19 protein-coding genes and 1 pseudogene are annotated in these 25,288 nt (G+C 43.7%); 4 read left to right on the top strand and 16 right to left on the bottom strand.

The window, feature by feature from the left end; all coding sequences use genetic code 11:
* Positions 1-339 precede the first annotated feature (339 nt).
* The 4 genes from nifJ to G5B11_RS01960 form a co-directional block, all read right to left on the bottom strand.
* The gene (gene nifJ, locus G5B11_RS01975) at positions 340-3,879 is read right to left on the bottom strand and encodes a pyruvate:ferredoxin (flavodoxin) oxidoreductase (protein WP_173726686.1); all 3,540 of its coding nucleotides are present in this window, start codon (positions 3,877-3,879) and stop codon (positions 340-342) included.
* A gap of 205 nt (positions 3,880-4,084) precedes the next feature.
* Positions 4,085-4,495 (bottom strand): RrF2 family transcriptional regulator, encoded by a 411-nt coding sequence (locus G5B11_RS01970; RefSeq protein WP_158422422.1) that lies wholly within the window; start codon positions 4,493-4,495, stop codon positions 4,085-4,087.
* Between the two features lie 175 nt (positions 4,496-4,670).
* A complete protein-coding gene (locus G5B11_RS01965; protein ID WP_158422423.1) occupies positions 4,671-5,360 on the bottom strand; it encodes a cytochrome c biogenesis CcdA family protein in 690 nt (229 codons plus the stop codon).
* Positions 5,332-5,856 carry a shikimate kinase gene (locus G5B11_RS01960; protein WP_173726685.1) on the bottom strand — a complete coding sequence of 175 codons (525 nt, stop codon included), beginning with the start codon at positions 5,854-5,856 and terminating at the stop codon, positions 5,332-5,334. Before G5B11_RS01960 ends, G5B11_RS01965 begins: the two co-directional genes overlap by 29 nt.
* 194 nt (positions 5,857-6,050) lie before the next feature.
* On the opposite strand from G5B11_RS01960, the gene G5B11_RS01955 reads away from it, so the two are divergent.
* Positions 6,051-7,691 (top strand): ABC-F family ATP-binding cassette domain-containing protein, encoded by a 1,641-nt coding sequence (locus G5B11_RS01955; RefSeq protein WP_158422425.1) that lies wholly within the window; start codon positions 6,051-6,053, stop codon positions 7,689-7,691.
* 141 nt (positions 7,692-7,832) lie between these two features.
* Here G5B11_RS01955 and G5B11_RS01950 read toward each other — a convergent pair whose 3' ends face one another.
* Genes G5B11_RS01950 through G5B11_RS01920 form a run of 7 tightly spaced genes read right to left on the bottom strand, consistent with a single transcriptional unit; the run spans position 7,833 to position 15,201 of the window.
* Positions 7,833-8,669: a hypothetical protein gene (locus G5B11_RS01950; protein ID WP_173726684.1), complete on the bottom strand. Its 837-nt coding sequence runs from the start codon at positions 8,667-8,669 to the stop codon at positions 7,833-7,835.
* 40 nt (positions 8,670-8,709) lie between these two features.
* Positions 8,710-9,195, bottom strand: coding sequence for a Cys-tRNA(Pro) deacylase (gene ybaK / locus G5B11_RS01945; RefSeq protein ID WP_158422427.1), 486 nt, complete (start codon positions 9,193-9,195; stop codon positions 8,710-8,712).
* Between the two features lie 49 nt (positions 9,196-9,244).
* Positions 9,245-10,156, bottom strand: a complete 912-nt coding sequence (locus tag G5B11_RS01940) for a TMEM198/TM7SF3 family protein (protein WP_173726683.1) — start codon at positions 10,154-10,156, stop codon at positions 9,245-9,247.
* An 18-nt stretch (positions 10,157-10,174) separates the two neighbouring features.
* Complete coding sequence (locus tag G5B11_RS01935) at positions 10,175-11,395, bottom strand: transglutaminase domain-containing protein (protein WP_173726682.1); 1,221 nt, start codon at positions 11,393-11,395, stop codon at positions 10,175-10,177.
* Positions 11,396-11,449: 54 nt separating this feature from the next.
* The gene (locus G5B11_RS01930; protein WP_173726681.1) at positions 11,450-12,964 is read right to left on the bottom strand and encodes an ATP-binding protein; all 1,515 of its coding nucleotides are present in this window, start codon (positions 12,962-12,964) and stop codon (positions 11,450-11,452) included.
* Positions 12,965-12,969: 5 nt separating this feature from the next.
* The gene (locus tag G5B11_RS01925; RefSeq protein WP_173726680.1) at positions 12,970-14,307 is read right to left on the bottom strand and encodes a vWA domain-containing protein; all 1,338 of its coding nucleotides are present in this window, start codon (positions 14,305-14,307) and stop codon (positions 12,970-12,972) included.
* Positions 14,308-14,319: 12 nt separating this feature from the next.
* Positions 14,320-15,201 carry a leucine-rich repeat domain-containing protein gene (locus G5B11_RS01920; protein WP_173726679.1) on the bottom strand — a complete coding sequence of 294 codons (882 nt, stop codon included), beginning with the start codon at positions 15,199-15,201 and terminating at the stop codon, positions 14,320-14,322.
* Between the two features lie 95 nt (positions 15,202-15,296).
* Between G5B11_RS01920 and G5B11_RS01915 the strand changes: the two genes are divergently transcribed.
* Positions 15,297-15,935, top strand: coding sequence for a PduL/EutD family phosphate acyltransferase (locus G5B11_RS01915; protein WP_173726678.1), 639 nt, complete (start codon positions 15,297-15,299; stop codon positions 15,933-15,935).
* 93 nt (positions 15,936-16,028) lie between these two features.
* Here the strand turns inward: G5B11_RS01915 and G5B11_RS01910 are convergent, their stop codons facing one another.
* The 5 genes and pseudogenes from G5B11_RS01910 to G5B11_RS01890 all read right to left on the bottom strand — a co-directional run.
* Positions 16,029-18,161 carry a C40 family peptidase gene (locus tag G5B11_RS01910; protein ID WP_173726783.1) on the bottom strand — a complete coding sequence of 711 codons (2,133 nt, stop codon included), beginning with the start codon at positions 18,159-18,161 and terminating at the stop codon, positions 16,029-16,031.
* A gap of 207 nt (positions 18,162-18,368) precedes the next feature.
* Positions 18,369-18,953 (bottom strand): zinc dependent phospholipase C family protein, encoded by a 585-nt coding sequence (locus G5B11_RS01905; RefSeq protein WP_158422435.1) that lies wholly within the window; start codon positions 18,951-18,953, stop codon positions 18,369-18,371.
* Positions 18,954-19,244: 291 nt separating this feature from the next.
* Positions 19,245-20,186: a homoserine O-acetyltransferase MetA gene (gene metA / locus G5B11_RS01900; RefSeq protein WP_173726677.1), complete on the bottom strand. Its 942-nt coding sequence runs from the start codon at positions 20,184-20,186 to the stop codon at positions 19,245-19,247.
* Between the two features lie 91 nt (positions 20,187-20,277).
* A complete protein-coding gene (gene ligA, locus G5B11_RS01895; RefSeq protein WP_173726676.1) occupies positions 20,278-22,242 on the bottom strand; it encodes an NAD-dependent DNA ligase LigA in 1,965 nt (654 codons plus the stop codon).
* Between the two features lie 88 nt (positions 22,243-22,330).
* Positions 22,331-22,984: pseudogene (locus G5B11_RS01890) on the bottom strand (pseudouridine synthase); the annotation flags it as partial.
* A gap of 218 nt (positions 22,985-23,202) precedes the next feature.
* Between G5B11_RS01890 and G5B11_RS01885 the strand changes: the two are divergent.
* Together G5B11_RS01885 and G5B11_RS01880 are read left to right on the top strand one after the other, a co-directional pair.
* A complete protein-coding gene (locus G5B11_RS01885) occupies positions 23,203-24,594 on the top strand; it encodes a polysaccharide deacetylase family protein (RefSeq protein WP_173726675.1) in 1,392 nt (463 codons plus the stop codon).
* A gap of 190 nt (positions 24,595-24,784) precedes the next feature.
* Positions 24,785-25,288: transposase (locus tag G5B11_RS01880; RefSeq protein WP_173726674.1), on the top strand; the 504-nt coding region annotated here is incomplete at its 3' end.

Genomic DNA, 25,288 nt, shown 5'->3' with positions numbered 1-25,288 from the left:
GCAAATAACAGAGATAATAAATGCCCGGGAGAAATCCGAAAACGAAGCCCTGATATATAAACATATTTTTTCTGCATAATGCACCCAAAACAAATAATATATTTAAATTTGCCATGATTATTTTACTGTATCCACAAAAACAAGAAAGACCCACAGCACCACCTTCATCAGGCAGTGCCGCAGGTCCACTTTATGCTACGACACGATAAACATATATTGGAGTGGCGCAGTAAAAGCACCTAACCTTATGTTTATACTATTTATTTATATTGCGGCTACTGCCGCCCAAGGATTTCATTCCTCTTCATCTGTACTGCGGGGTATTGCCACCCGAGGATCTTATTCCTCTGTTCCGTACAGAGTGATCAGCTTCTGCAGATACTCATATCTAGCTGCTGCTTCAGACTGGTTCTTAGCAAACAGTCTGGCAGCTTTCTCAGGATTCTGACGCTGTAAGGAGTTGTAACGAACCTCTCCATTCAGGAATCCCTGATAATCTGTCATATCCGGTGCTTTGGAATCAAGGCTGAACTTGTTGCCTTCTGCAGCCGGATTGAAGCGGAAGTTATGCCAGTATCCACACTTAACAGCCAGCTCTTCCTCTGTCTGAGCCTTTGCCATACCCTTCTTGATACCATGGTTGATACATGGAGCGTATGCAATGATCAGAGACGGTCCCGGATAAGCCTCAGCCTCAGCGATTGCTTTGATTGCCTGGTTGAAGTCAGCGCCCATGGAAATCTGAGCAACATATACATAACCATAGCTCATTGCGATAGAAGCCATATCTTTCTTCTTTGTCTCTTTACCGCCTGCAGCGAACTGAGCGATAGCACCAGTAGGTGTAGACTTGGAAGACTGTCCGCCTGTGTTGGAGTAAACCTCTGTATCGAATACCATAACATTGATGTCACGGCCGCTTGCAAGTACATGGTCTACACCACCAAATCCGATATCGTAAGCCCATCCGTCACCACCAAAGATCCACTGGGATTTCTTAGCCAGGAAATCTTTCTGGGCAAGGATGTCTTTCGCTTTGTCACATCCGCATGCTTCCAGAGCTGCTACAAGTTTCTCAGTAGCTGCACCGTTAGTAGCACCACATGCAAATGTATCCAGCCATTCCTGGCCAGCAGCTTTAACGTCTGCGTTGTCGCCATTAGCTACAACATCTTCTACTTTTGCTTTCAGGCCATCACGGATAGCTTTCTGAGCAAGAAGCATACCATAACCGAACTCTGCGTTATCCTCGAACAGTGAGTTGCCCCATGCAGGACCCTGTCCTTTGGCATTTACAGTATATGGTGTAGATGGTGAAGAGTTACCCCAAATAGAGGAGCATCCTGTAGCATTTGCAATGTACATTCTGTCACCAAACAGCTGAGTGATCAATTTAGCGTAAGGTGTCTCACCACATCCAGCACAAGCGCCTGAGAACTCAAGCAGAGGCTGTTTGAACTGGCTTCCCTTAACAGTTGTCTCTTTGAATTTCGCAATAACATCTTCTTTAACCGGAAGAGTTACTCCATAATCAAAGTATTTCTGCTCTCCCATGTTTGCTTCCAGATTCTCCATAGCAAGGGCTTTTGCACCTTTCTTGCCAGGGCATACGTTTGCACAGGAACCACATCCTGTACAGTCAAGTGCGGAAACAGTCATGGTGAACTTGTACTCTTTCATACCTGTCATAGGTAATGTTTTGATTCCCTCAGGAGCATTTGCAGCTTCTTCCTCTGTAAGAGCTACCGGACGGATAACAGCGTGCGGGCAAACATATGCACATCTGTTACACTGAATACAGTTCTCTGGATTCCATACAGGAATATTTACAGCGATACCACGTTTCTCGTATGCAGCAGCACCGGATGGTGTAGTACCGTCAACATAATCTTTGAATGCAGATACAGGCAGTGTATTACCTTCCTGTGCATTTACTTTAGCCTGGATGTTATTAACGAAATCAACAACTTCCTGACGTCCTTCGGAAGCATGAGTCATATGCAGGCCTTCATCTGCTGCATCTTTCCAGCTATCCGGAACCTTGATCTCAACAACCTGTTTTGCACCAGCATCGATAGCTGCCCAGTTCTTCTGAACAACATCATCACCCTTACGTCCGTAAGTTGCCTTTGCAGCAGCTTTCATAAGATCGATTGCCTGATCCTCAGGAATGATACCTGTCAGTTTGAAGAATGCAGACTGAAGGATTGTGTTGATACGTGTTGGTCCCATGCCAGTCTCAATACCGATCTTCACACCATCGATGGTGTAGAATTTGATATTGTGGTTAGCGATAAATGCTTTCACCTGTCCTGGAAGATGTTTCTCAAGTCCTTCCATATCCCATGCACAGTTAAGAAGGAATGTACCTCCGTCAACCAGCTCCTGAACCATGTTATATTTATTAACATAGGAAGGATTGTGGCATGCTACAAAGTCTGCTTTGTGGATCAGGTAAGTGGATTTGATCGGTTTCTTACCAAAACGCAGGTGAGACATGGTAACACCACCAGATTTCTTGGAGTCATAGTCAAAATATGCCTGAGCATACATGTCTGTGTTGTCACCAATGATCTTAATGGAGTTCTTGTTAGCACCTACAGTACCGTCAGCACCAAGTCCCCAGAACTTACAGTTAGTTGTTCCTTCTGGTGTAGTAACAAGAGGAGCACCTGTCTCAAGGGAAAGATGTGTCACATCATCTACGATACCGATTGTGAATTTCTCTTTTTCTGTATTGTCATAAACAGCAACGATCTGAGCCGGTGTTGTATCTTTAGAACCAAGGCCATAACGTCCGGAGAAGATCTTAACGCCTGCAAATTTGCTGTCTTTAAGAGCAGCTACAACATCCAGGTACAGTGGCTCGCCAAGTGCGCCTGGCTCTTTTGTTCTGTCAAGAACTGTGATCTGTTTAACGGTCTCAGGAATAGCATCAACCAGTGCCTGTGCGCTAAATGGTCTGTACAGACGAACTTTGATCACACCAACTTTTCTGCCGGCTGCTGTTAAGTAATCGATAGTCTCTTCGATTGTATCATTTACAGATCCCATAGCAACAATCACATGGTCAGCATCAGCTGCTCCATAGTAGTTGAAAAGCTTGTAATCTGTACCGATCTTAGCATTAACCTTGTCCATGTACTCCTGAACAACTGCAGGAAGTGCATCATAATATGGGTTACATGCCTCTCTTGCCTGGAAGAAGATATCCGGGTTCTGAGCAGAACCTCTCTGGCATGGATGGTTCGGGTTAAGAGCATGATCACGGAATGCCTGGATAGCATCCATATCAGCCATATCCTTCAGGTCTTCATAATCCCATGTCTCGATCTTCTGGATCTCATGAGAAGTACGGAATCCATCGAAGAAGTTGATAAACGGAACTTTGCCTTTGATTGCAGCAAGATGTGCAACAGGAGTCAGGTCCATAACTTCCTGTACGGAAGACTCGCAAAGCATTGCACAACCAGTCTGACGACAGGCCATAACGTCGGAATGATCTCCGAAAATAGAAAGTGCGTGAGAAGCAAGTGCACGGGCAGATACATTGAATACACCCGGGAGCTGCTCACCAGCGATTTTATAAAGGTTAGGGATCATCAGCAACAGACCCTGTGAAGCTGTATAAGTAGTTGTCAGGGCACCTGCTGCCAGAGATCCGTGTACAGCACCTGCTGCACCAGCCTCAGACTGCATCTCAGTTACCTGTACTTCCTGTCCGAAGATGTTTTTTCTACCCTGGGTTGCCCACTCATCAGTGGCTTCAGCCATAACAGATGAAGGAGTGATAGGATAGATAGCAGCTACATCTGAAAATGCATATGAAGCATGAGCAGCTGCATGGTTTCCATCCATGGTTTTCATCTTTCTTGCCATAGTTTTATCTTTCCTCCTTAAAGATTTATAAAAATATTATTTCTAGACATCTGAGTGCCTAAAATTCCATTTACTATTATAGCATACAATTTCTCATATTTCTATTTTAGTTTCTGTTTTTTTTGTATATTATAAGATACAAAAGAAAGAAAAAAAGCACCGGTGAACGGGGGCTGACCGCATACCGGTGTTTCTTATTCATGTTTTAATCTGTCAGTCCCAGGACCTGGTCAAGGGGCTTTCTTTTCAGCAGACGCCACAGTTCATCCTGGATCTCTGCCAGTTCTTTGTGCATATAACATACACTTCCGTCCTGGCCATTACGGACACATTCATTTTTCGGATTAAGGCATTCGATAATATACATGTCCGGATCAATCGCATAGTATACCTCAAACAAAGTCAGAGAACCTAAATCTTTATTCAAAGTATAACCGCCATGGACGCCTCTGAAACCTTTTACGATTCCGGCTTTCTGGAGTTTTTTGAGAATTTTATAGGCAAAAGGAGCTGTAATAGCTTCCCTGTCACAAATCTCATTCACACTTAAACGTGTTTCTCCTGCAAGCGCCCGAAGGACTCTTACTGCATAGTCACACTCTCTCGTAATAAACATACCTTTATAACCTCTCTCTTTAGCATTTGCATTCTAGTTGTTGATCCTTAGTTGTCTTTTCCTCCCTGACAAATCGAGTATAACAACTTTAAAGGAAAAATTCAACAACATATCTAAATATATTTGACGCTTTTTAAAAAAAAAGTCATTTTTTTCATGAAAGTTATAAGGTTTTTTATTTTTCTCCAAAAATTAACACAAAACCAACAAATAATATGACCGTTCCCAACACATATCTGATTCTTTTACTCCATGTATCATACTTTGGATTTTCCATCATCTTCTCTACATAACTGTAACTGGTACCTGCTGCGATGAGCAAAATGCTGTGCCCAAGTGCATATAAAACCATAAGAAGGATCCCCCAGCCAGTGCTTTTCCCAAGCCGCGCAACAAGTGCAAGAAGCGCCACCATAACCGGGATCGCACAATGGGAAGCAAACAAGCCTCCAAGAGCGCCTGTGAGAAATGCTCCTGCATATCCTCTCTTCATGGTATGTTCATCAAAATGGATATGAGGGATCACATTCACCACGCCAAATACCTGAAGTGCCATAAGAACCATCAAAATTCCCATAAGCACTGCCCACCAGTGTCCTGCCTCATGCATATGATGTCCGATTGCAGAGGCTACAGAACCAAATACGCCAAAAGTAACTGCCATACCTGCAGCCATAGCAAGAGAAAGCCTAAATGCCTTCCCGGGGCTTGCCTTGGAAGCACCTACACAGGTAAGCAGCATAGGCACAGTTGCCAGGGAGCAGGGGGTAAAGGATGTAATGATCCCGGCCACAAGGGCAAGAAGCGGTGCAGCCCAGAAGCTTGCAGCCATACAATTAGTTATGGTTTCCAATATTCCATTCATTTATAATCTCCTCACATATCTGTCTGTCACTTTTTCCATCGGTTGCTATCTGATAATCTGCAGCAGCCTCATATTTGGGGCGGCGTGCTTCCATCAGTTCTTTAATTGCCTCCACGGACTTTTTCCCTTCCAGAAGAGGGCGGTCGTGATTATTTTTCACACGTCTTAAAATGGTTTCCGGCTGAGCCGTAAGAAGAACTATTTTCCCATTTTTCTTCATGGTCTCTACATTTCGAGACTGCATTACTGTTCCTCCTCCACAGGAAACCACCACATTTTCCTGATCCTGGATCTTCTCAAGAAATTCCGTTTCTTTTTTGCGGAAATACGCTTCCCCTTTCTCTTTAAAAATCTGGGATATCTTCATTCCTTCTTCCACTTCGATCTGGCGATCCATCTCAATTTGCTTCATATTATAATACCTGCAAAGGCATCTGGCCACTGTGCTTTTACCAGTCCCCATAAACCCGGTGAGATATAGCTGTCCTGTTTTCATTTTTTATCAACTCCGTTCGTAAATTACCCTGTTTTCCAGGTCAGGCTTTCACACATTATAGCAGTGGTTTATTTTTTTGTAAAGAAATGCATAGAAAAACCAAAATAATTCTTACAAAATTCACAGTTTACGATAGGAAGGAAATCGGCTATACTAGAGAACAGTGAGCAAATCGACTATATTCGGAGGTAAATATGATTTCAGCAAATAACATCACACTGCGTGTTGGAAAAAAAGCGCTTTTTGAAGATGTAAACATCAAATTCACAGAAGGCAACTGTTACGGTCTGATTGGTGCCAATGGTGCAGGAAAATCCACATTTCTTAAAATCCTTTCAGGACAACTGGAGCCCACCAAAGGAGATGTGGTGATCACACCTGGTCAGAGGCTTTCCTTCCTGCAGCAGGATCATTTCAAATATGATGCCTATCCTGTACTGGATACTGTAATCATGGGAAACGCCCGTCTTTATCAGATCATGAAAGAAAAAGAAGCCATTTATGCAAAGGAAGACTTTACAGATGAGGATGGTATCCGTGCCAGCGAACTGGAAGGTGAATTTGCAGAAATGAATGGCTGGGAAGCAGAATCCGAAGCAGCTACCCTGTTGAACGGACTTGGTGTAGATACAGAGTACCATTATTCACAGATGGCTGACCTGAACGGAAGCCTGAAGGTGAAAGTTCTTCTTGCTCAGGCACTGTTTGGTAATCCGGATATCCTGCTTCTTGACGAGCCTACCAACCACCTGGATCTTCCTGCTATTGAGTGGCTGGAAGAATTCCTGATCAATTTTGATAATACGGTAATCGTGGTATCCCATGACCGTTATTTCTTAAATAAAGTGTGTACCCAGACTGCTGACATTGATTATGGCAAAATCCAGCTTTATGCAGGTAACTATGATTTCTGGTTTGAGTCCAGCCAGCTGCTGATCAAGCAGATGAAAGAAGCAAACAAGAAAAAAGAAGAAAAGATCAAAGAGCTGCAGGAATTTATTTCCCGTTTCAGCGCTAATGCTTCCAAATCCAAACAGGCTACTTCCAGAAAACGTGCTCTTGAAAAAATCCAGCTGGATGATATGCGTCCTTCCAGCCGTAAGTATCCATATATTGACTTCCGTCCAAATCGTGAGATCGGTAATGAGGTACTAATGGTAGAAAATCTTTCCAAGACCATTGACGGTGTAAAGATCCTTGACAACATCTCCTTTACTCTTGGGCGCAATGACAAAGTGGCTTTTGTAGGTGCCAATGAGCTTGCTATCACCACATTCTTCAAGATCCTTACCGGAGAGATGGAGCCTGATTCCGGTAATTATAAATGGGGCATTACCACCTCCCAGGCATACTTCCCTAAGGATAATACCCAGGAGTTTGATAATGATCTGACCATCACGGACTGGCTGACCCAGTATTCTGAGATCAAGGACGCTACCTATGTCCGAGGCTTCCTTGGACGTATGCTTTTCCCAGGAGAAGACGGTGTAAAACGTGTCCGTGTTCTTTCTGGTGGTGAGAAGGTTCGCTGCCTTCTTTCCAAAATGATGATCTCCGGTGCCAATATCCTGCTTCTGGATGAGCCTACCAACCATCTGGATATGGAGTCCATTACTGCACTGAATAACGGACTGATCAAATTCCCAGGTGTGATCCTTTTCACTTCTCATGATCATCAGTTCGTAGAAACTACAGCCAACCGTATCATGGAAATCCTTCCAAATGGTACATTGATTGACAAGATCACTACCTATGATGAATATCTGGCAAGTGATGAAATGGCTAAAAAGCGCCAAGTATTTACTGTGAATGAAGCGGACGCATCTGACAACTGATGTGCCCAGCTGCACTAACAGTTGCAATATCAAAACCAATGTTGACATTACAAAAGAGGAAACTGCATCTGCAGCTTCCTCTTTTATAATGTAGCATATAATAATACAGACAGGATCTTCAAAAGCCTAATACAATGATGCTCATCTTACCTGAACCTTCATTCCAACATAATCAGATGGATAGAAGAAATTAATTGCTGTATTCACGCTCTGGATCCAGTTGGTTGTACGCTTCGGTGCATTCATCAGCAGATAGCGAAGACTGGAATAAGTATTGGTGTATGCCTTGTTTCGGCTGTAAGAACTCATCAGCTTGCCCTTATAGTATACACGGTAAGCCACTGCACTATTCTCAAAAGTGTACTGCTCAAAGGAATTGTTGCTTCCAAGAGTACGTCTTGCAACTGTGCCTCTCTTTGCAGACATAATCACAGGAGCACCTGTAAGGTTACTGCCGGTCATCGTGAAGTTCACACTTCTGCCCTTAGCTGCCTTCACAAGTTTCATCGGACGGTGGGATGCTCTCTGCCTCACAAAAGAAATCCCCGCCTTGCCTGACTGCGTGGTATAATCCACACGGATCGTCACACTTCCCCGATTAACACGGATACAGGAAAGCATTCCTGAATTGCTGCCTGCACTTTGTTTGATAAATGTACCAGCTGCGTTGTTCACATAAACGCCCTTATTCGTGCTGCGCACCATATACTCGGTAGGCTGACTGCTCTTGCCTCTTGGGTAAGATGCGATCACTGCATCGTATCTGGTCCTTGTATTGGCCGGAGTCACATAAACCGTATAGGCTGTGATCTTGTTGGTGCCAATGCTTTTGTTCAGCACATGATAGGTCTGTCCTGCAGATATGGTAAGAGTAGCTCTTCTTCTTGTGGCTGCTGATGCAGGTACTGTTGCTGTGATGATCGCAGCTGCTGCTATCAGCGCTGCCGCAAACCATTTAAATACTTTCTTCTCTCTCATTTTGCCTCCTTAGCTGCCTTTTACAGGCCTGTTTTGATTTTCATTCTCCTTGCATGGTAATAGGAGCAAGCTTGCCTCCTGTAACTTTCAGAAGTCCCTCCAAAGGTGCTTTCAGTGTAAGACCGATCCGGCCGCCACTAATATAAATCTCCTGAAACTCACCGGCAGACTGATCAAATACCACCGGATAGGGCTTCTTCATCCCGATAGGACTGCATCCGCCTCTTACATAGCCGGTGATCTTTGTGATGTCCTTCACATGGATCATATCCACTGCCTTCTCGCCAACTGCCCTGGCTGCAGACTTACGATCCACTTCTGCTTCGATAGGAACCACAAATACATAATACCCACCGCTCTTGCCTTCCATTACCAGTGTTTTAAATGACTGCTCATGAGGTGCCTGGATCATATCTGCACAATGGATACCATCAATAAAATCATCGCATTCATAAGTAAATGCCTGATAAGGTACCTTCTGTCTCTCCAGCATCCGCATGGCATTTGTTTTGGTTTCTTTTGCCATTTCTGTCGTCCTCCTAAAGATGCATTTATATTATAATACCTGATTTATATTAATCCGTAATATCTATTTTCCTTTTTCTGGTTCTTCTCTGACTCTGCTGTTTCTTCTGTTCCCACATCTGGCTGTGGATGTCCTGTGCTTTTGCCCCGTCCGTCTTTTTAGATCCCGAAACTCTTTCATCCTTGGCCAGATCCAGCTTTCCAGTAAAATAATCCTCAAAATCATCCTCATCCAGCAGCTCTTCTTCCAGAATTTTTTCTTCAAGTTCTTCCTGATCTGCCTCATCCTCCAAAACTTCTTTCTTTTTGATTCTCTCCTCAGATGATCTGCGATCCAGCTGTTCCTCTCTTCTTGGTGCCTTCGCTGCCCTTGGCTTATTAATAGCAAACTGGATCAGCATTCCAAGAATAGCAAATGCAGCACCAAAAAGGATTCCGTAGGGAATCTGGTCCATAGCCAGAAGCTTTGCAAGAGACAAGCCTGCAGTTACGCCTCCAAGAAAGCTGGTTCCCACAATAATCACTTCCCTGTCATAACGCAGAGCCAGCACACCAATCCCAACTCCGATCAGAATACAAAGAAAAAAGGAAAAAGAACTGGTGGGATGGATCAGATAAATACTTAAAAACAGGCCAAGTCCTGCGCCCAAGATAAAAATACCTGCCCGGTAAATCATAAAAGCCAGAACTGCCATCACAACACCGATCCCAAGCATAGCCGCCATATAATATGCCTTTTCCTCAGTATCTATACGATACACCAGGAAAAAGCCGATTCCTGCCCCGATACAGAAGCCAAAGATCATCATCCAGAATCGCAGCAGCCTGTATCCAAGGATACAGTTAGTCAGCCCGAAAACAAATACGATCCCAAATACGATGATCATGATCCCAGATAGCACCTGAATCCCCAGGATATTATCCATCATTTCCCCCAGCTTATTAAGAATCTCCACATTCATAATCATTTCCTCCCACTTTCAGAACATGAAATACATGGTCTTCATATTTTCAAGTACCCCATAATGGTACTCAACCTGTTCCACTCCCTGTAAATATATATAATATAAAGCAATCTGCTGTATTTTCTTATTAGCGATCAAATCCTGATATGCCTGCTCATATCCTTTCTGAGTGCTGAATTTGAACCGAACAACGGCAGCACCATTGTCAAGTCTCATTTTACAATAATCATAAACACTTTGCCAGTCATAGCTGTCAAAACATCCCTGATTCAGCACATAAAAGTTCTTGGCAGTAGCCGTGCAGGCAGGCACCTTAAATTCTGCCGATGGTGTGTAGGTCTGTTCATATTCATCCGGAAAAGGACAAAGATAATCATAGATCGTGGTCTTATGCTCTGCCAGCTGCACAGCATCCCCTTCCAGAAATTCCGGCTGATCACCATTGGTGGCATCCAGATAATAATACTCTCCCTCCAGCTTGATAATATTCCAGGCATGTCCCTGATCACTGTTCTTTGTATCACCATCCACATAAATACAGTAAACACCCAGATGATCCAGAAGATACTGGGCCGCTCCTGCATATCCTGCACATACTGCCTGCTTTTTCCAGAAAACTCCGGCAATACTCTGATCATCCTCAGATTCCTGGTAACTGGCAGTATCGATCAGATACGTATAGGCCATCTGTGCCTTAACATAATCATCTGCCCCCTGTGGGATCAATGCGTCCAATTGCTGACAGGCCTGACTCATTGCCTGAAGGATCTGTTGGGTTTCAGTCTCTGTATAGCTGTAGCTGGGGGAAAACATACAATAATCCCCTTCTCCATAAGTAGTTTTTATCACCTGGTTCCTGTTATGCATCCAGAAAAACTCCGGATGATCTTTTAAAACAGCATGATAAACCCTGTCTACCGATTCATTGTCACCAATCGTAAGATAAAACTCTTTTTCTTTTTTCTTTATGCCGGCTTCCATCTGCCTGTAGGCCCGTTGCTCTTCTTCATCAAGCAGAGAAAAATAGTATTCAACCTTTCCAGGCTCTCCCCCGGAAATCTCCTGTTTCCGCAGCTGCTGCACCTCCTGTGGTTCCATACCAAGAAAACCCTGCAGCAGTTCCTGGATCTTCTCTGTCTGCCTCAGCTTTTTCACAGCAGACAACACCAGAAGTACCAGAAACAGAAGGATCAGAAAAGCTTTAAGAAATTTTCGCTTTCTTTTCTTTTTCTTCATGCAGCACCTTTCTGTTTGTTTTTCCAGATTATTTTCAACTCACTAAAAAAACTCTTATTCACCCAGTTCCTGGATCCGATGGAGGATGTCTTTTGTATTTTCCCTGAAAAGCAATTCTTTATTGTATCTGAAATAACGCTCACAGGAATACTCTCCCAAAAAGTGAACTCCATTCTCGCTTCTGTTCAATTCGGAAATAAAGACTACCAGCTCCTGGCCTCCTGGAAAAACAGCTTCCATAAAGTCAAATGCATATTCCAGCTTTAAAGATGTCTGTTCAAAAGAATTATGATACTCATCCTGCTTTTCCTGGAATAGAGCTTTCAGCCTTTCAAAAACCTGTACTCCATCTCCATTGTCTTCTGACCTTATAAGTCCTAACCACTTTTCAAGGGTTTCCCCTGCTTTCCGATAGCGGTAATCCTCTTCCCTGGTGAAAAAGCCAGCCTTTTTCTTCATCGCATAATCCATTTCAAAGCTTTTTCCCATATCCTCCAGATAGATCATCGGCTGATCTGCAGAAGGACCTGTAAGTGCACTTTTAGCGCCTTTTAATAATTCAAATAAAATTTCCAGACCTTTTTCCTGCTCCACAGTTTCATCAAAGGCCAGGTTTAACTTTGAAAGCAGAAGTCCTGTTACACTTAACCTTTCATCGAAGGAAGCATGTGCAGCTTTCTTAACAAGAATATCATCAATCTGTCCGTCCAGTACCCGGTCGATCTGGTAATCTGTCCGATATTTATAATACAGTTCCAGATAATTTGCAAAATCCCTGGCGATTCTTGGATGCTGAATATACTGAATCACCACTTCCCTGTCAAAGGATTTGTCCAGTCTTTCATATACCTGAAGCATTCTTGACAGATCTTCCCATCCTCTTGGAGTGGCAAATACTCTGCCATCTACTGTGCTTTCCATGGAATAAAAATTCTCAGGGTGCATATTCAGGTAAGAAAGTACAGCCCCGTGCACACCGGCCTGATATGCATATTCCTTCCATGCCTCCAGATCAGGCTCCACCAGGATTTTCTTCACCCTGTCCATAGTAACCACATCAAATTCCCTAACAGACTTATTATATTCCGGAGGATTACCAGCTGCAACGATCAGCCATCCTTTGGGGATCTGATGGCTTCCAAAGGTTTTGCACTGAAGGAACTGAAGCATTGCCGGCGCCAAAGTTTCTGATACACAGTTGATCTCATCTATAAAAAGAATCCCTTCCCTGACGCCTGTTTCCTGGATCTTTTCGTAAACAGCGGCCACGATCTCACTCATGGTATATTCTGTTACTGCTTTTTTCTGCCCGTCAAATTCCTTCTGGGATATGAAGGGAAGTCCAATGGCACTTTGCCTTGTATGGTGGGTAATAGTATAAGACACCAGTCCAACCTTGCATTCCCTTGCGATCTGTTCCATGATCTGGGTTTTACCGATGCCCGGTGCTCCAATAAGAAATACAGGTCTTTGTGCATTTACCGGTATTTCGTATTCACCATATTCGTCTTTCAGAAGATATGCCTGAATGGTATTTTTGATTTCTTCCTTTGCACGTTTAATATTCATTGCTTCTATCTCCTTTTCCCCTGGGACTGCTCCAGATCCTCAGGGTCAAGGATCAGCTTTATGGCCCATGGTGGAACGTCCACATCCTGATAATCATCTTTCATAAACACAAAGGCTGTTTCATAGGGTGGCATCTTCCCCGGAAAAATACCATATCCGTCAGTAAAATAGATCAGCCCCCGCAGCCTGGTAAATTTCTTTTCTTTTTGAAGCTTTTCCACATAAGCAAAAGGCGGACGGAAGTCTGTACCTCCCTGTCCTTTTACTGTAAAATGATCCATATAATCTTTCAGCTTCTGTCCATCTGTGATCACAGTATCTGACTGGATCCGGTCATCGCACTGGATCATATGTACATGAATACGCCTGAAAAAGCTTTCTGTTTCACTTAAAACACTGTATGTTTCCTCAAGAAATCTCTTCACCAGATCTCCCTGGCAGGACATGGAGGTATCGATCACGATCACGAAATCTTCTACCTTCTGTTCTTCTTTTGTTTCCAAGGGCTCGATAAGCGGCATATTCCCATACAGGTTCATCCCGTAATTATAAAAGATATAGTCAAAGGTGTCCATATCTACCTTCATTTCTTCTTTCAAAACAGCAAATTTCCGCAGAAATTCCCGGTAATCATATTTTTGTCTGTTCTCAACATTCAGCTGATCCATAAGACTTTTGCTGCCTTTTGAAGCTTCTTTTGAAAAAGTCTCCATTTCTGTCTGCATCTTATTACGCAGATCTTCCCATTTTTTCTTCTGCATCTGGGACTGGCTTTTATTCTTGCCTGAATCGTACCATTTCCTGTGGTCATCCAGAGTAAATTCCCTTTTCAGTTCTTCAATTTTGGCCTTTGTAAGATGAAGACTGCACAGCCTGCGATACACTTTCTGGGCTGTCATCACCTTTCCTTTCTCCAGAAGAAGGGCTTCTGCCTGGCGGCGCACCATTGTTACCGGCCTGTGCACACATTTCACATACAAACCATCTATAATTTCTTCCACTACTACATCACAGGCCAGATTCCAATATTCCTGATCTACTTTGTTATCTGGATAAATGTGGCAGAAAAGACAATGAAACAGAGTATGAAGATATAGACGGTTCACCTGTTCCCTGCTTTTTTTAAACATTGCCATCAGTTTCTCTGGCTGATAATAAAAAAGATCTCCGTCAGATCCGGCTGGTGACATCTCCATATCCCCTGCCGGATACAACTGTGCCAGTGCATTATCCAGAAACCGCATATTCAGATACAGCTGGTTTCTGGTATTTTTCAAAATATCTTCACAGATCTGTTGGGCACGAAGCGCCCTCTCCTGTGTATCATGAACAGCGTTGATCATTTGCCGGTCCTCCTAAAGCATAAAGGAAGGTCTTCCTGCCGGAAAGTGTATCCTTCCATATTCCATCAGCATACTGACTGTACCTTCATCTCCAGTCTTGCCAGCCATCCCCAGAATGTGATCATATACAGACTTTTCTGATCTGTCCAAAGGATACGTTTCCATAAGAAAAGCCAACTCTTCCTGCCTCTGCCCGCAAATCAGCAGCCCAGCCAGCTGCTCATAGTGTGTCTGAATATATAGTTCATACTGTTCTCTTGCAATTTGCCCCAGTTCCCAGGGCGATTTCAGCCTTCCAAAAGCCAATTCCAGCAGAAATTTCTCATTTTCCTGGGCACAGGCCATTTCAAAACGCTTATCATACTCTTGATAATTAAACCGCTTCCCTGCAAAACAATTACGATAATACAACCCGCTTCCATGGATCTGCGTCATAAGGATCCTGGCAGGTGTATTCTCAACTCCTTCTTCGTAATATTCAGGAAACCAGAGAACAGCTTCCACACTGCCGGATAAAACCACTTCCAGTTCCTCTCCAATCTCCGAAAGTATCTCCTTAATGCCGGAGTCTTGGCCCTCCATATGCACATAAAGCTTTCGAATATTATGACATCCTGTAAAAGCACCGCTTCCTATATCCGTAAAGTGGCTTCCAAACCACATGGTATGCAGGCTTCTGCAGTTATAAAATCCATATCTTCCAATCTTTTTTACAGTATCCGGAAGGTACAAAGTCTCCAGACTTTTTCCTGAAAACAGGTATTCTTTTAATTCTGTTACAGGCAATCCATCCAGCATACCTGGAATCTCCACTACGGATGGATCTCCCTTCAGCGCTGTAATCACCACATATCCATTCTTTTTTTCATATTCAAAACTACTGTTTTCTTCCATTGTATGATTCCTTTCCCCAGAGAAAAAGGTTGCCTTTTTCCCTGATCGGGCTTAAACTGAAAAGCAAACACAAATGTTCATTGGAGGTATATCAAATGAGTATTAAAATCCCTATTGAGACCTCAGCCCGGCACATCCATCTATCCGAAAAGGATTTCCATCAACTTTTTGGAAATGATGCCCAGCTTCATAATATAAAAAGTCTCAGCCAGCCTGGACAATACCTGTGCCAGGAACGAGTGACCGTTACCGGTCCAAAAGGCTCTTTTGAAAGCATGGCTGTCCTTGGGCCATTCCGATCAGAAACCCAGGTAGAGCTTTCTCTTACAGATACACGGAAAATTGGTATTCCCGGAGAGATCAGACAGTCTGGAGATACAACAGATACTCCTGGCTGTACATTATCAGGTCCCTTTGGGCAGATCACCATCCCCTCCGGTGTGATCGTTGCCAAACGTCACATCCATATGACCCCTTCAGACGCAGTAGCACTGAAAGTCCAGGATAATGATGAAGTATTCGTGCTTACTAAAAGCTACGGAAGGGCACTGATCTATGCGGATGTGGTTGTACGTGTAAGCTGGGATTACCGTCTGGCCATGCATGTAGATACAGATGAAGCAAATGCCTTTTCCAGTGATAAGGACCCTTACGGTGTAATCGTCCGGTTCTTTGACCGTAATTACAATACAGATAAATGGATTGAAGATGTTCTATCCGGGATCAATCGATAGCCGCATTTCTACAGAAGGCTACGTCAGTTAGGAAATCATTTGAGATTCGATATAATATATCAGGGCAGCGTTCATATGGACGCTGCCCTGTTCTTATTTGGTCTCAGTAGAAGTTCCTGTATCCAACACATTATCCAAAGAGTTATCTACATATACCTCACTGACAAATGCAGGTATACCTGCTTCCTCTGCCTGTTCCTGATCACCGGAAGGCCCTGCTGCCGCCTCCTCTTCCGGAGGATAACACTCAGCAATTACATCAAATACACTTTGTCCGCCTGCTTCTGTCTCCTCCAGAACTGTCTGGGACTGAAGAAGATCTGAAAGTGCATTATTTACAGTTACATCACTGACTACTACCTGTGCATTACCTTCTGATGTAAATGGCTGATTGGCAGGATCATATACATTCTGGCTTGCCTTTATAATATCCTGAAGCGTATTCGTTACTTTAACATCTGTAACAAAATACTGAGTATTGCTATTCTGTGCACCCTGTGCTGCCATCTGAGCTGCCTGCTGGATAGTAGGATAGAAAGACGGCTGACGGATATACCGGAAACTGGCACTGTATGCTTCCCCTACAGTAACACCATTCTGGCTGGCAGAGCAGTGAACAGCGATCCAGTCGCCTGCTTCTGTCTTGCCGCAAAGAATACCAACATGGTTATTCACGCCTGCCTCTGGCCCCTTCTGGAATACCAGATCGCCTGGCTGTGCATCTGCTTCACTGACTACATTGGCCTTTCCCCACTGATCAGAAGTGCCATTTCCTACACTTGCTTCCATAGCCTGGTTCTGATAGCCATTCACTACTGCCCAGGTAACAAAACCACTACAGTCAAGGCCATATGCACGCCTGGTACCGGTACTTTTGCTGCCCTCTGCAGTAACAGTCTCAACAGTACCCCAGCTTGGATCATCTCCAAGCACTAAAGACTTACCACCCCAGAAATAACCAACTTTACCGATCAGGGAATAGGCAGAAGTGATCACATTTACTCTCTCTTCAGATACACTATCGCCAACGCTCTCTCTTACAAATCCTTTTGCAGCAGTAACTACTGCACACAAAAGGCTGCAGTCTGTCTCTGTATACTTTTTCAGCACTGCTCTCTGATCTTTGGGAATCTTATTTTCTTTAATATAGTGGTTGATATGGTAATTACCATAGGAAACCTTGGTAATATCACTGGAATCCCGGATCACAGGATTCATTCTTGCAAAGATATCTGCCAGGGCTGCCTTGCACGATCCATCAAGTATATAGGAAGTTACTCCCTGCTGACTCTGCTCATATATGTACACTGCCAGAATATCCTGCCAGTTCCTTACCAGCAAAGTATCTGCTGAGGAAGTCACTCCACCTGTAGTATCTGAAACATCGGCAAGCTTGTTCTTTGCCTTGTATTCTTTCTCGATCTCATCCATCACAGAAGCAAAATCATCCGAAAAGCTAAGCTGATAATTGTCCTGCAGACTGTTCAGGTAAAAATCCTTGCCTGCATGGAGATTAGAAACCATATCTGTATAATATAGTGGATCTCCCTCGATTGCCTCTGCCTCTTTTTTTTCTTTTTCTTCTTTTTCCTTTGTATCTTCCAGCTTCTTCAGCTTTTTCTCCATATTAAGGAAAAGCTGATAATTGGATACAAGAGACTTTTCGCTGTCTGAAAGTGCATCATATGCCTTACGGATCTTATGAATCTCATCCTTCTGATCCAGTGTAATATCCTCAAGAAGAGACAGGGCATCAATCCTGTCAATAATATCCCTCACCGCCTCTGAAACTGGTGCTTCTGACGGAACCGGTGTTGATGTAATCTCCGGTGTATCTGTAGTTCCCGGTGTAGGTGTAGCCTCCGGTGCCTGAGTCGGCGTGGCCGATGGTGAAGACGGTGTCTGGGTAGGCGTAGCCGTAGGACTGTGAGTAGGCTTCGGCGCCTGAGTTGGCTCTGCCGGTGCCTGAGTTGGCTCTACTGGAGCCTGTGTTGGCTCTACTGGAGCCTGCGTCGGCTCTGTCGGTGCCTGGGTAGGCTCTACTGTTGGCACCTGAGTTGGCTCCGGTACCGCAGTAGGCACAACTTCCCCATAACTATCATCAATCTGTTCTCCTGACTCAAATGCTCCGCCATCACTGGCTGCAAAAACTGCAGCTGGTCCGGACAGTACCATTGCTGAAATAATCGTCATGCATAAACATTTTGTCAGATATTTATTCTTCATATTTTTCAAGATGCTCCCTTCCTTGCCATGAACATCCCTTTACTCCCCTATATAAAGGTCTGATACGTGATAAAACGGTTCGCTTAAATATTAACTTTGTCTATTGTATCATAATCTTTTTTTCAAATCAACCTTCAAGAAAATATCCGTTCCCATTTTATCCAATTTTCACTTTCTCTTCACATTATGTTAAGGAACGCAGACCTTTTATGCAAACGCAGCCATATTCTCCTGTCTTCTGGTACATAACTGTACAATTCCCTGGATCACCTGATAGCAGACCATCAGGATATACTGGATATCCTCTGTGATATTTCTCTTTTTACGAAGATAACTGGTGTGGCTTACCTGTATGAATTCTGTAAGCTCTTCCAGGTTTTTAAAATAGACATCCCTGAAAACATAGGCTCCGGCAGCACCACTTTTAATGCAGATCTTCAGTCTTTGCTTCAGGATCTTTTCATACTGGCTGTGCTCATACAGGCTTCCAGTATACGTCCTGTTGTGAGGAAATGTAAAATAGTCTGCCACATAATGCAGCACTTCCCCAAAATTCCTCCAGTAGACACGTTCCTTCCCTTCCAGGGGACCATGCTCCACCAGCTGAAGCATCTTTTCCTGAATCTCTCCAAAGGTACTGAAATACTCATGCTTCTTCACAACAAAAGATGGGCGTATATCCGGAAGGATACTCCCCAGACAAAATGCCTTTCTGTGAGACTGCAGACTTTCATCTACAGTCAGCTGATCTGCCAGATATCTGGCAAGTAAAATATGCGATTTCTTACGCAATCGATCCCTCTGCTTTCCTGCCGCTGGCCTTTGTAATGGTTACACGGCATATATGGCGAAAACATTGTAATGCTTTCTTATCTGTATTGTATTTTGGCTCATAACTGTATACACGCTGAACAGTTACGTATTCTGATACTATCTTAGGTTAGCGGCCTATACATCATACTATAACAGATATGCAGAAAAACTTCAAATAAACTTCCAATAAACTTTACATAATATTTTATCAAAAAAAGCTTATGCTTCCGTTCAAAATGCACAAGTATTTTATCTTTTGTCAAAACCCTCTCAATCCCTGGAAATACTTGAAAAATCAGGGGTTCCGTAGAGGTCATACGGGGTCATCTGGTATACGTAATAATTCAGCCAGTTTGTGTACAGGTTATTGGCGTGAGCCCGCCACAAAAGAAGAGGCCTGTTTTCAGGATCATTGTCCTTATAGTAGTTCCTGGGAATATCAATAGGAAGACCCTTGTTAATGTCACGCTTATATTCCCCATCCAATGTAACACGGTCATATTCCGGATGGCCCATGATAAAGATCTTACGTCCGCCATCTGCCATGGCCAGGAATAAACCTGCTTCCTCAGACTCTGCAAGCACAGTAAGTTCCTTACATGCATGGATATCTTCAATGGGAACCTCCGTATGTCTGGAATGAGGGGCAAGAAATACATCGTCAAATCCACGTACAAGAGGAATCTTACGGTTAAGCACCTTATGCCAGAAAAGGCCAAACATTTTCTTGGGAAGCATTCTTTTCTTTAGGCCATAATGATGGTAAAGGCCTGCCTGTGCAGCCCAGCACAAATATAAGGTAGATGTTACATGGGTCTTGGTCCAATCCATGATCTTTACAAGTTCGCTCCAATAATCCACCTCTTCAAATTCCATCTGTTCTACAGGAGCACCTGTAATGATCATCCCGTCATATTTCTGATCTTCCAGTTCAGGAAAAGTCTGATAAAATTTGTTCAGATGGCTTTTAGATGTATTTTTAGAATCATGGCTTTCTACAGTCATAAATGTAACATCGACCTGAATGGGCGTGTTGGATAAAGAGCGGAGCAGCTGAAGCTCCGTTTCTTCTTTTAATGGCATCAAATTCAGGATCAGGATCTGAACTGGACGGATATCCTGATGCAGTGCCCTGTTCTCATCCATTACAAATATGTTTTCTTTTTCAAGAATCTCCTTTACCGGCAGATCGCTTTGTATTTTAATTGGCATTTATGTCCCTCCTTGTTGTTAATAATATTTCAAGTCGAGCAGTTACTCACCACCTGAAAGAGGTGGGAGTCTTCTCGACTGAGATGAATGATCATGCCTCTTCCGGATGGACCAGCTTCAGAAATTCTTCCTCAGAAATGATTGGAATCCCAAGCTCCTTGGCCTTTTTATTTTTAGAGGAATTTGACATTGTATCATTATTGATCAAATACGTGGTTTTTCCTGTAACAGAGCCTGTGACTTTGCCGCCAAGAGACTCTATCAATGCTTTCATCTCGTTACGGTTGGCAAAATGGGTCACAGAACCAGTGATCACAAAAGTCACTCCTGCAAAGATCTGTGTCTGGGAAGCCGCTTCCGCATGGAGTATAAGAAACCCCATCAGCCGGTCCAGCTTCTGGTTGTTCTCTTTATCATGAAAATAAGAATAAATATTCCCTGCTAATACAGGACCAATGCCATCAATAGCGCTGATCTCCTCCATGGATGCCTGACGAACAGAAGAAAGATCATCTTTAAAGTGACGGCAGATCACTTTGGCATTAGCAAGTCCGATGCCAGGGATCCCCAGACTGTATATCACCCTGGAAAGAGTGGTATTTCTGGCCGTATCCAGGCTTAAGATCAGATTTTCATAGGACTTTTCGCCAAAGCCTTCCATCTCGATAATCGCATCTTTGTGTCTGTCCAGCTGGAAAATATCCGCAAATTCATGAATAAAACCCATGGCAATAAACTTTTCCAAGGTTGACTGGGAAAGCCCGTCAATATTCATAGCATCTCTGCTGGCAAATAGTGTAAAACCTCGGATCTTCTTGGCTGCACAGTCAGGGTTCATACAGTACAGAGCTTCTACATCATTTTCTTTGCAGACATGCGCTTCCCCGCCACAAGCAGGACAAGTATCCGGGATCACAAGATTATCACTGCAGGTAAGATTCTCTGCAATCTGCGGAATGATCATATTAGCCTTGTAAACACGGATGGTATCTCCAATACCAAGCTTCAACTGTTTCACAATACTGACGTTATGCACACTTGCACGGCTTACAGTAGTGCCTTCCAGTTCAACTGGTTCAAAAACAGCCACCGGATTGATCAGCCCGGTACGTGACGGACTCCACTGAATTTTCAGCAGATGAGTTTCCCGTATCTCATCTGCCCATTTAAATGCAAAAGCATTTCTTGGGAACTTAGCCGTCCTGCCCAGTGACTCCCCATAGGCAATATCGTCATACAAGGCCACCAGACCATCGGATGGAAAATCATTCTTTGTAATAGCTGTAGAAAAATAGTCCATCGCCTGATCTAAAGTTGAAGCAGTTACCACCCGATATTCCACCACATCAAAGCCCTGCCCCTTTAGCCACCGAAACTGATTCTCATGAGAATTGTCAAAATCCACTTCTGGTGCACTTACAAGGGAAAACGCATAAAATCGTACATTCCTGCTGGCTGTAACCTGATTATTCAACTGGCGCACGGAGCCGCTGCAAAGATTACGAGGATTCTTATAACGTGCATCTACGTCCTCTATGGATTCATTGATCTTCTGAAAATCGGAGTAAGTGATAATAGCTTCTCCTCGCAATACAAGACGTCCCTGATACGGAATCTGTAAAGGAATATTCTTAAAAACCCGGGCATTGTTGGTGATTACCTCACCAACTGTACCATTTCCTCTGGTGACAGCCTTTAACAGCCGGCCATTTTCATAGGTAAGCACAATGGTAAGGCCGTCCAGTTTCCAGGAAAGCAGGGTCTTTCGCGGACCAATAAACTCACGAAGCACCTCCCGGTCCTTGGTCTTATCCAGGGAAAGCATTGGCCTTTCATGGGTTTCCTTAGGAAGTGCATCAACAGACTCATATCCTACGGAAATGGTTGGACTGCCTGCCAGAACTGTGCCTGTTTCCTTTTCCAGTTCTACCAGCTGATCGTACAGGGCATCGTACTCCAGATTGCTCATGATCTCCCTGTCTTCCTGATAGTAAGCCTTGGATGCCTGATTCAGTTTCTGGGCTAATTCTTTCATTTTGCTTAAAGCTGCTTCCATGATTTCCTCCTGGATCTGAATTATTTCCGGAAGATGAATCCCGGATCATAAGAGTTAGCTTATTATATTCTTCTTTGGTGATCTCTCTGTAGCTGCCAGGTGCAAGACCCTGAATTGTAAGATTCATGATCCTGATCCTTTTTAAGGTACGGACCTGATATCCCAGATATTCGCACATCCTGCGGATCTGGCGGTTCAACCCCTGTGTCAGAATAATCCGAAACGAGCATTTACCTGCAGCAAATACCTGGCATGGCCGGGTCACTGTATCCAAAACCGGAACTCCTGTACGCATATGCATCAAAAATTCTTCTGTTATAGGGTGATCCACAGTTACCAGATACTCCTTCTCATGAAAATTTCTGGCACGCATAATGTGATTGACAAGACTTCCCTGGTTAGTAAGCAGAAGAAGTCCTTCTGAATCCTTATCCAAACGGCCCACAGGATAAATGCGAACCGGATACTTCAGATATTCCGTAACCGTTGTCTCTTCATATTGCTTCTTAGTACTGCACACCACTCCTCTGGGCTTGTAAAAAAGCAGCAGCACCTTTTTCTCTTCTTTTTTAACCGGTTTACCATCTACAAAAACCCTTTCCTCAGGAGAAACCTTATCTCCCGGACAAAGGGTGCGGCCGCCGGCTGTAATGCGGCCGGCCGAAAGAAGACGGTCTGCCTCCCTGCGGGAGCAGTAACCGGATTCACTTAAATATTTATTGATTCTGATTTTTTCGCTCATTGCTATATTATATAGTCTTTTTTCTGTGATATCAAGAAAAAGCTTCACGATCATCCCCTATTTGTGATATGCTTCACGATCATCTTTTTATGATAAGCTTCGCGGTTATCTCCCTATTTGTGATTGCACGAAAATGAAGTGTGTGGTAAAATCTATTTTATGTTGGAGATTTTTTTCTCCAATCTTTTATTGATTTACTGACACAAAGGAGGAATCATATGTCAGGCCGTAAACAACGGACCAACCGGCCTCTTCTTATAACTGCTGTGATCCTTTGTCTGGTGTGCGGTATACTACTTACCCGTACCTCTCCAGGCTCTGGATCTATGGATGATAAAAAGCAGCCGGATATGTTCGTAGCAGAAAATACAGATACTCTAACCCCACCGGCTCAGGATACGGTTTCCGGTGACACACCAGAGGTCACACAGCCCCCGGAAGTGCTGCCAACCGATACCCCAGTTCCTGAACCAACTACAGTTCCGGTTGATGATGCCAGCGCATCCCAGGTTTCTCCGGAAGCAGCTTCAGGAGTGTGGACATCCAGCGGGAGCAACTGGTACTTTATGGTGAATGGTGCTGCCCTGACCGGATGGCTTACAGACACAGATAACAAACGGTATTACTTCGATTCGAATGGCGTAATGCAGACCGGATGGCTGGATGATAATGGCAATCGCTATTACCTGAATGCAGACGGGGTGATGCAGACTGGCGATGTGATCGTTGACGGACAGCTTTGCCACTTTTCTTCAGATGGTGTGATGAATGGGAATCCGTCTCCTGTTTCAGATCAGACAGAATCGTCTCCTTTACTTTACTACATAAACCCTAATCCTGAGAAAGCAGATGCAAGCTCAGATGCCGATCCTGCAGCAACAGGTGCAAACTCCGACCAGGTTTCAACGCCAGATGCTGCTACAGATACTGCTGCACCTGCAGCACAGAACAGCACAGATGTACAGACACTTCCTCAGGATACACCAGTTCCTACACCCACACCAGTTCCTGACAAAAAGATAGCTCTTACCTTTGACGATGGTCCCAGTGATTATACCGCCAGGCTTCTTGACTGTCTGGAAGCAAACAATGCTAAAGCCACTTTCTTCCTGGTTGGAAATATGATAGATTACTATTCTGAAGATGTTACACGTATGGAAGCCCTGGGATGCGAACTGGGCAACCATTCTTATGATCACACAGATCTGTCTACTCTTTCTGCTGAAGAAGTATCCAATGAGATTGGACAGACAGATCAGCTGCTGAACAATCTGGTGGGGCATGGAGCCACTGTTGTACGTCCTCCTTATGGAAATGTTAATGATACAGTAACTTCTGTGATTGCAACTCCTATGATCTTGTGGACCGTTGATCCAGAAGACTGGGATGAAGGAGAAGATGTTGACCGTCTGGTAAACGCAGTTCTTGATAATATTACAGACGGCTCTATCGTACTGATGCATGATATTTTCAGTTCCTCTGTGGATGCAGCAGAGATTCTGATACCAAGATTGATCCAGGACGGTTATGAACTGGTTACAGTCCATCAATTAGCCGAAAGCAAAGGGATCACTCTTCAGGGCGGAGTGCTTTACAATTCACTAACATAATTCTAGTACAGTGAATATTAAGTAACCACCATATTGACTGGCCTTAATTCTCACTGTACTAGTTCAAAAAAACAGCTGCAGATCTGATCTGCAGCTGTCAGACTGTAGACAAAGCCCTGCTTTTGCAGGGTTTTGCTATTGTTGGAACCGCTTTTCTGATATAATAAATATCAGAAGGGCGGTGTTTTTTATGATGACGAAAAATACAGATAAAAAAAGAGAACAAATGATGATGTTTTCCATGGATGACATGGTACCTCAAAACCATATGCTGCGATTGATTGATAAAGCAATCAATTGGAACTTTATTTATGATCTGGTTGAAGAAAAATACTGTCCGGATAACGGCCGTCCCAGTATGGATCCCGTCATGCTGATAAAGATACCATTCATTCAGTATCTCTATGGGATAAAAAGCATGCGTCAGACCATGAAAGAGGTCGAGGTAAACGTTGCATACCGCTGGTTTCTCGGACTAGACATGTTAGATCCAGTACCTCATTTCTCTACATTTGGAAAGAATTATACCCGCCGTTTCAAAGATACAGACCTTTTTGAGCAGATCTTTTCAAAGATTCTGGAAGATTGTATGAAATATAAGCTTGTAAATACAGAACAGATCTTCGTGGATGCAACACATGTAAAAGCCTGTGCAAACAGTAAAAAAATGCGTAAGCGGGTTGCGCACGAACAG

It is taken from the genome of Blautia glucerasea, assembly GCF_013304385.1.
GTDB lineage: Bacteria > Bacillota > Clostridia > Lachnospirales > Lachnospiraceae > Blautia_A > Blautia_A ammoniilytica.
The sequence above is the reverse complement of the archived record's forward strand: the minus strand, read 5'-3'. Positions and strand labels throughout refer to the sequence as shown.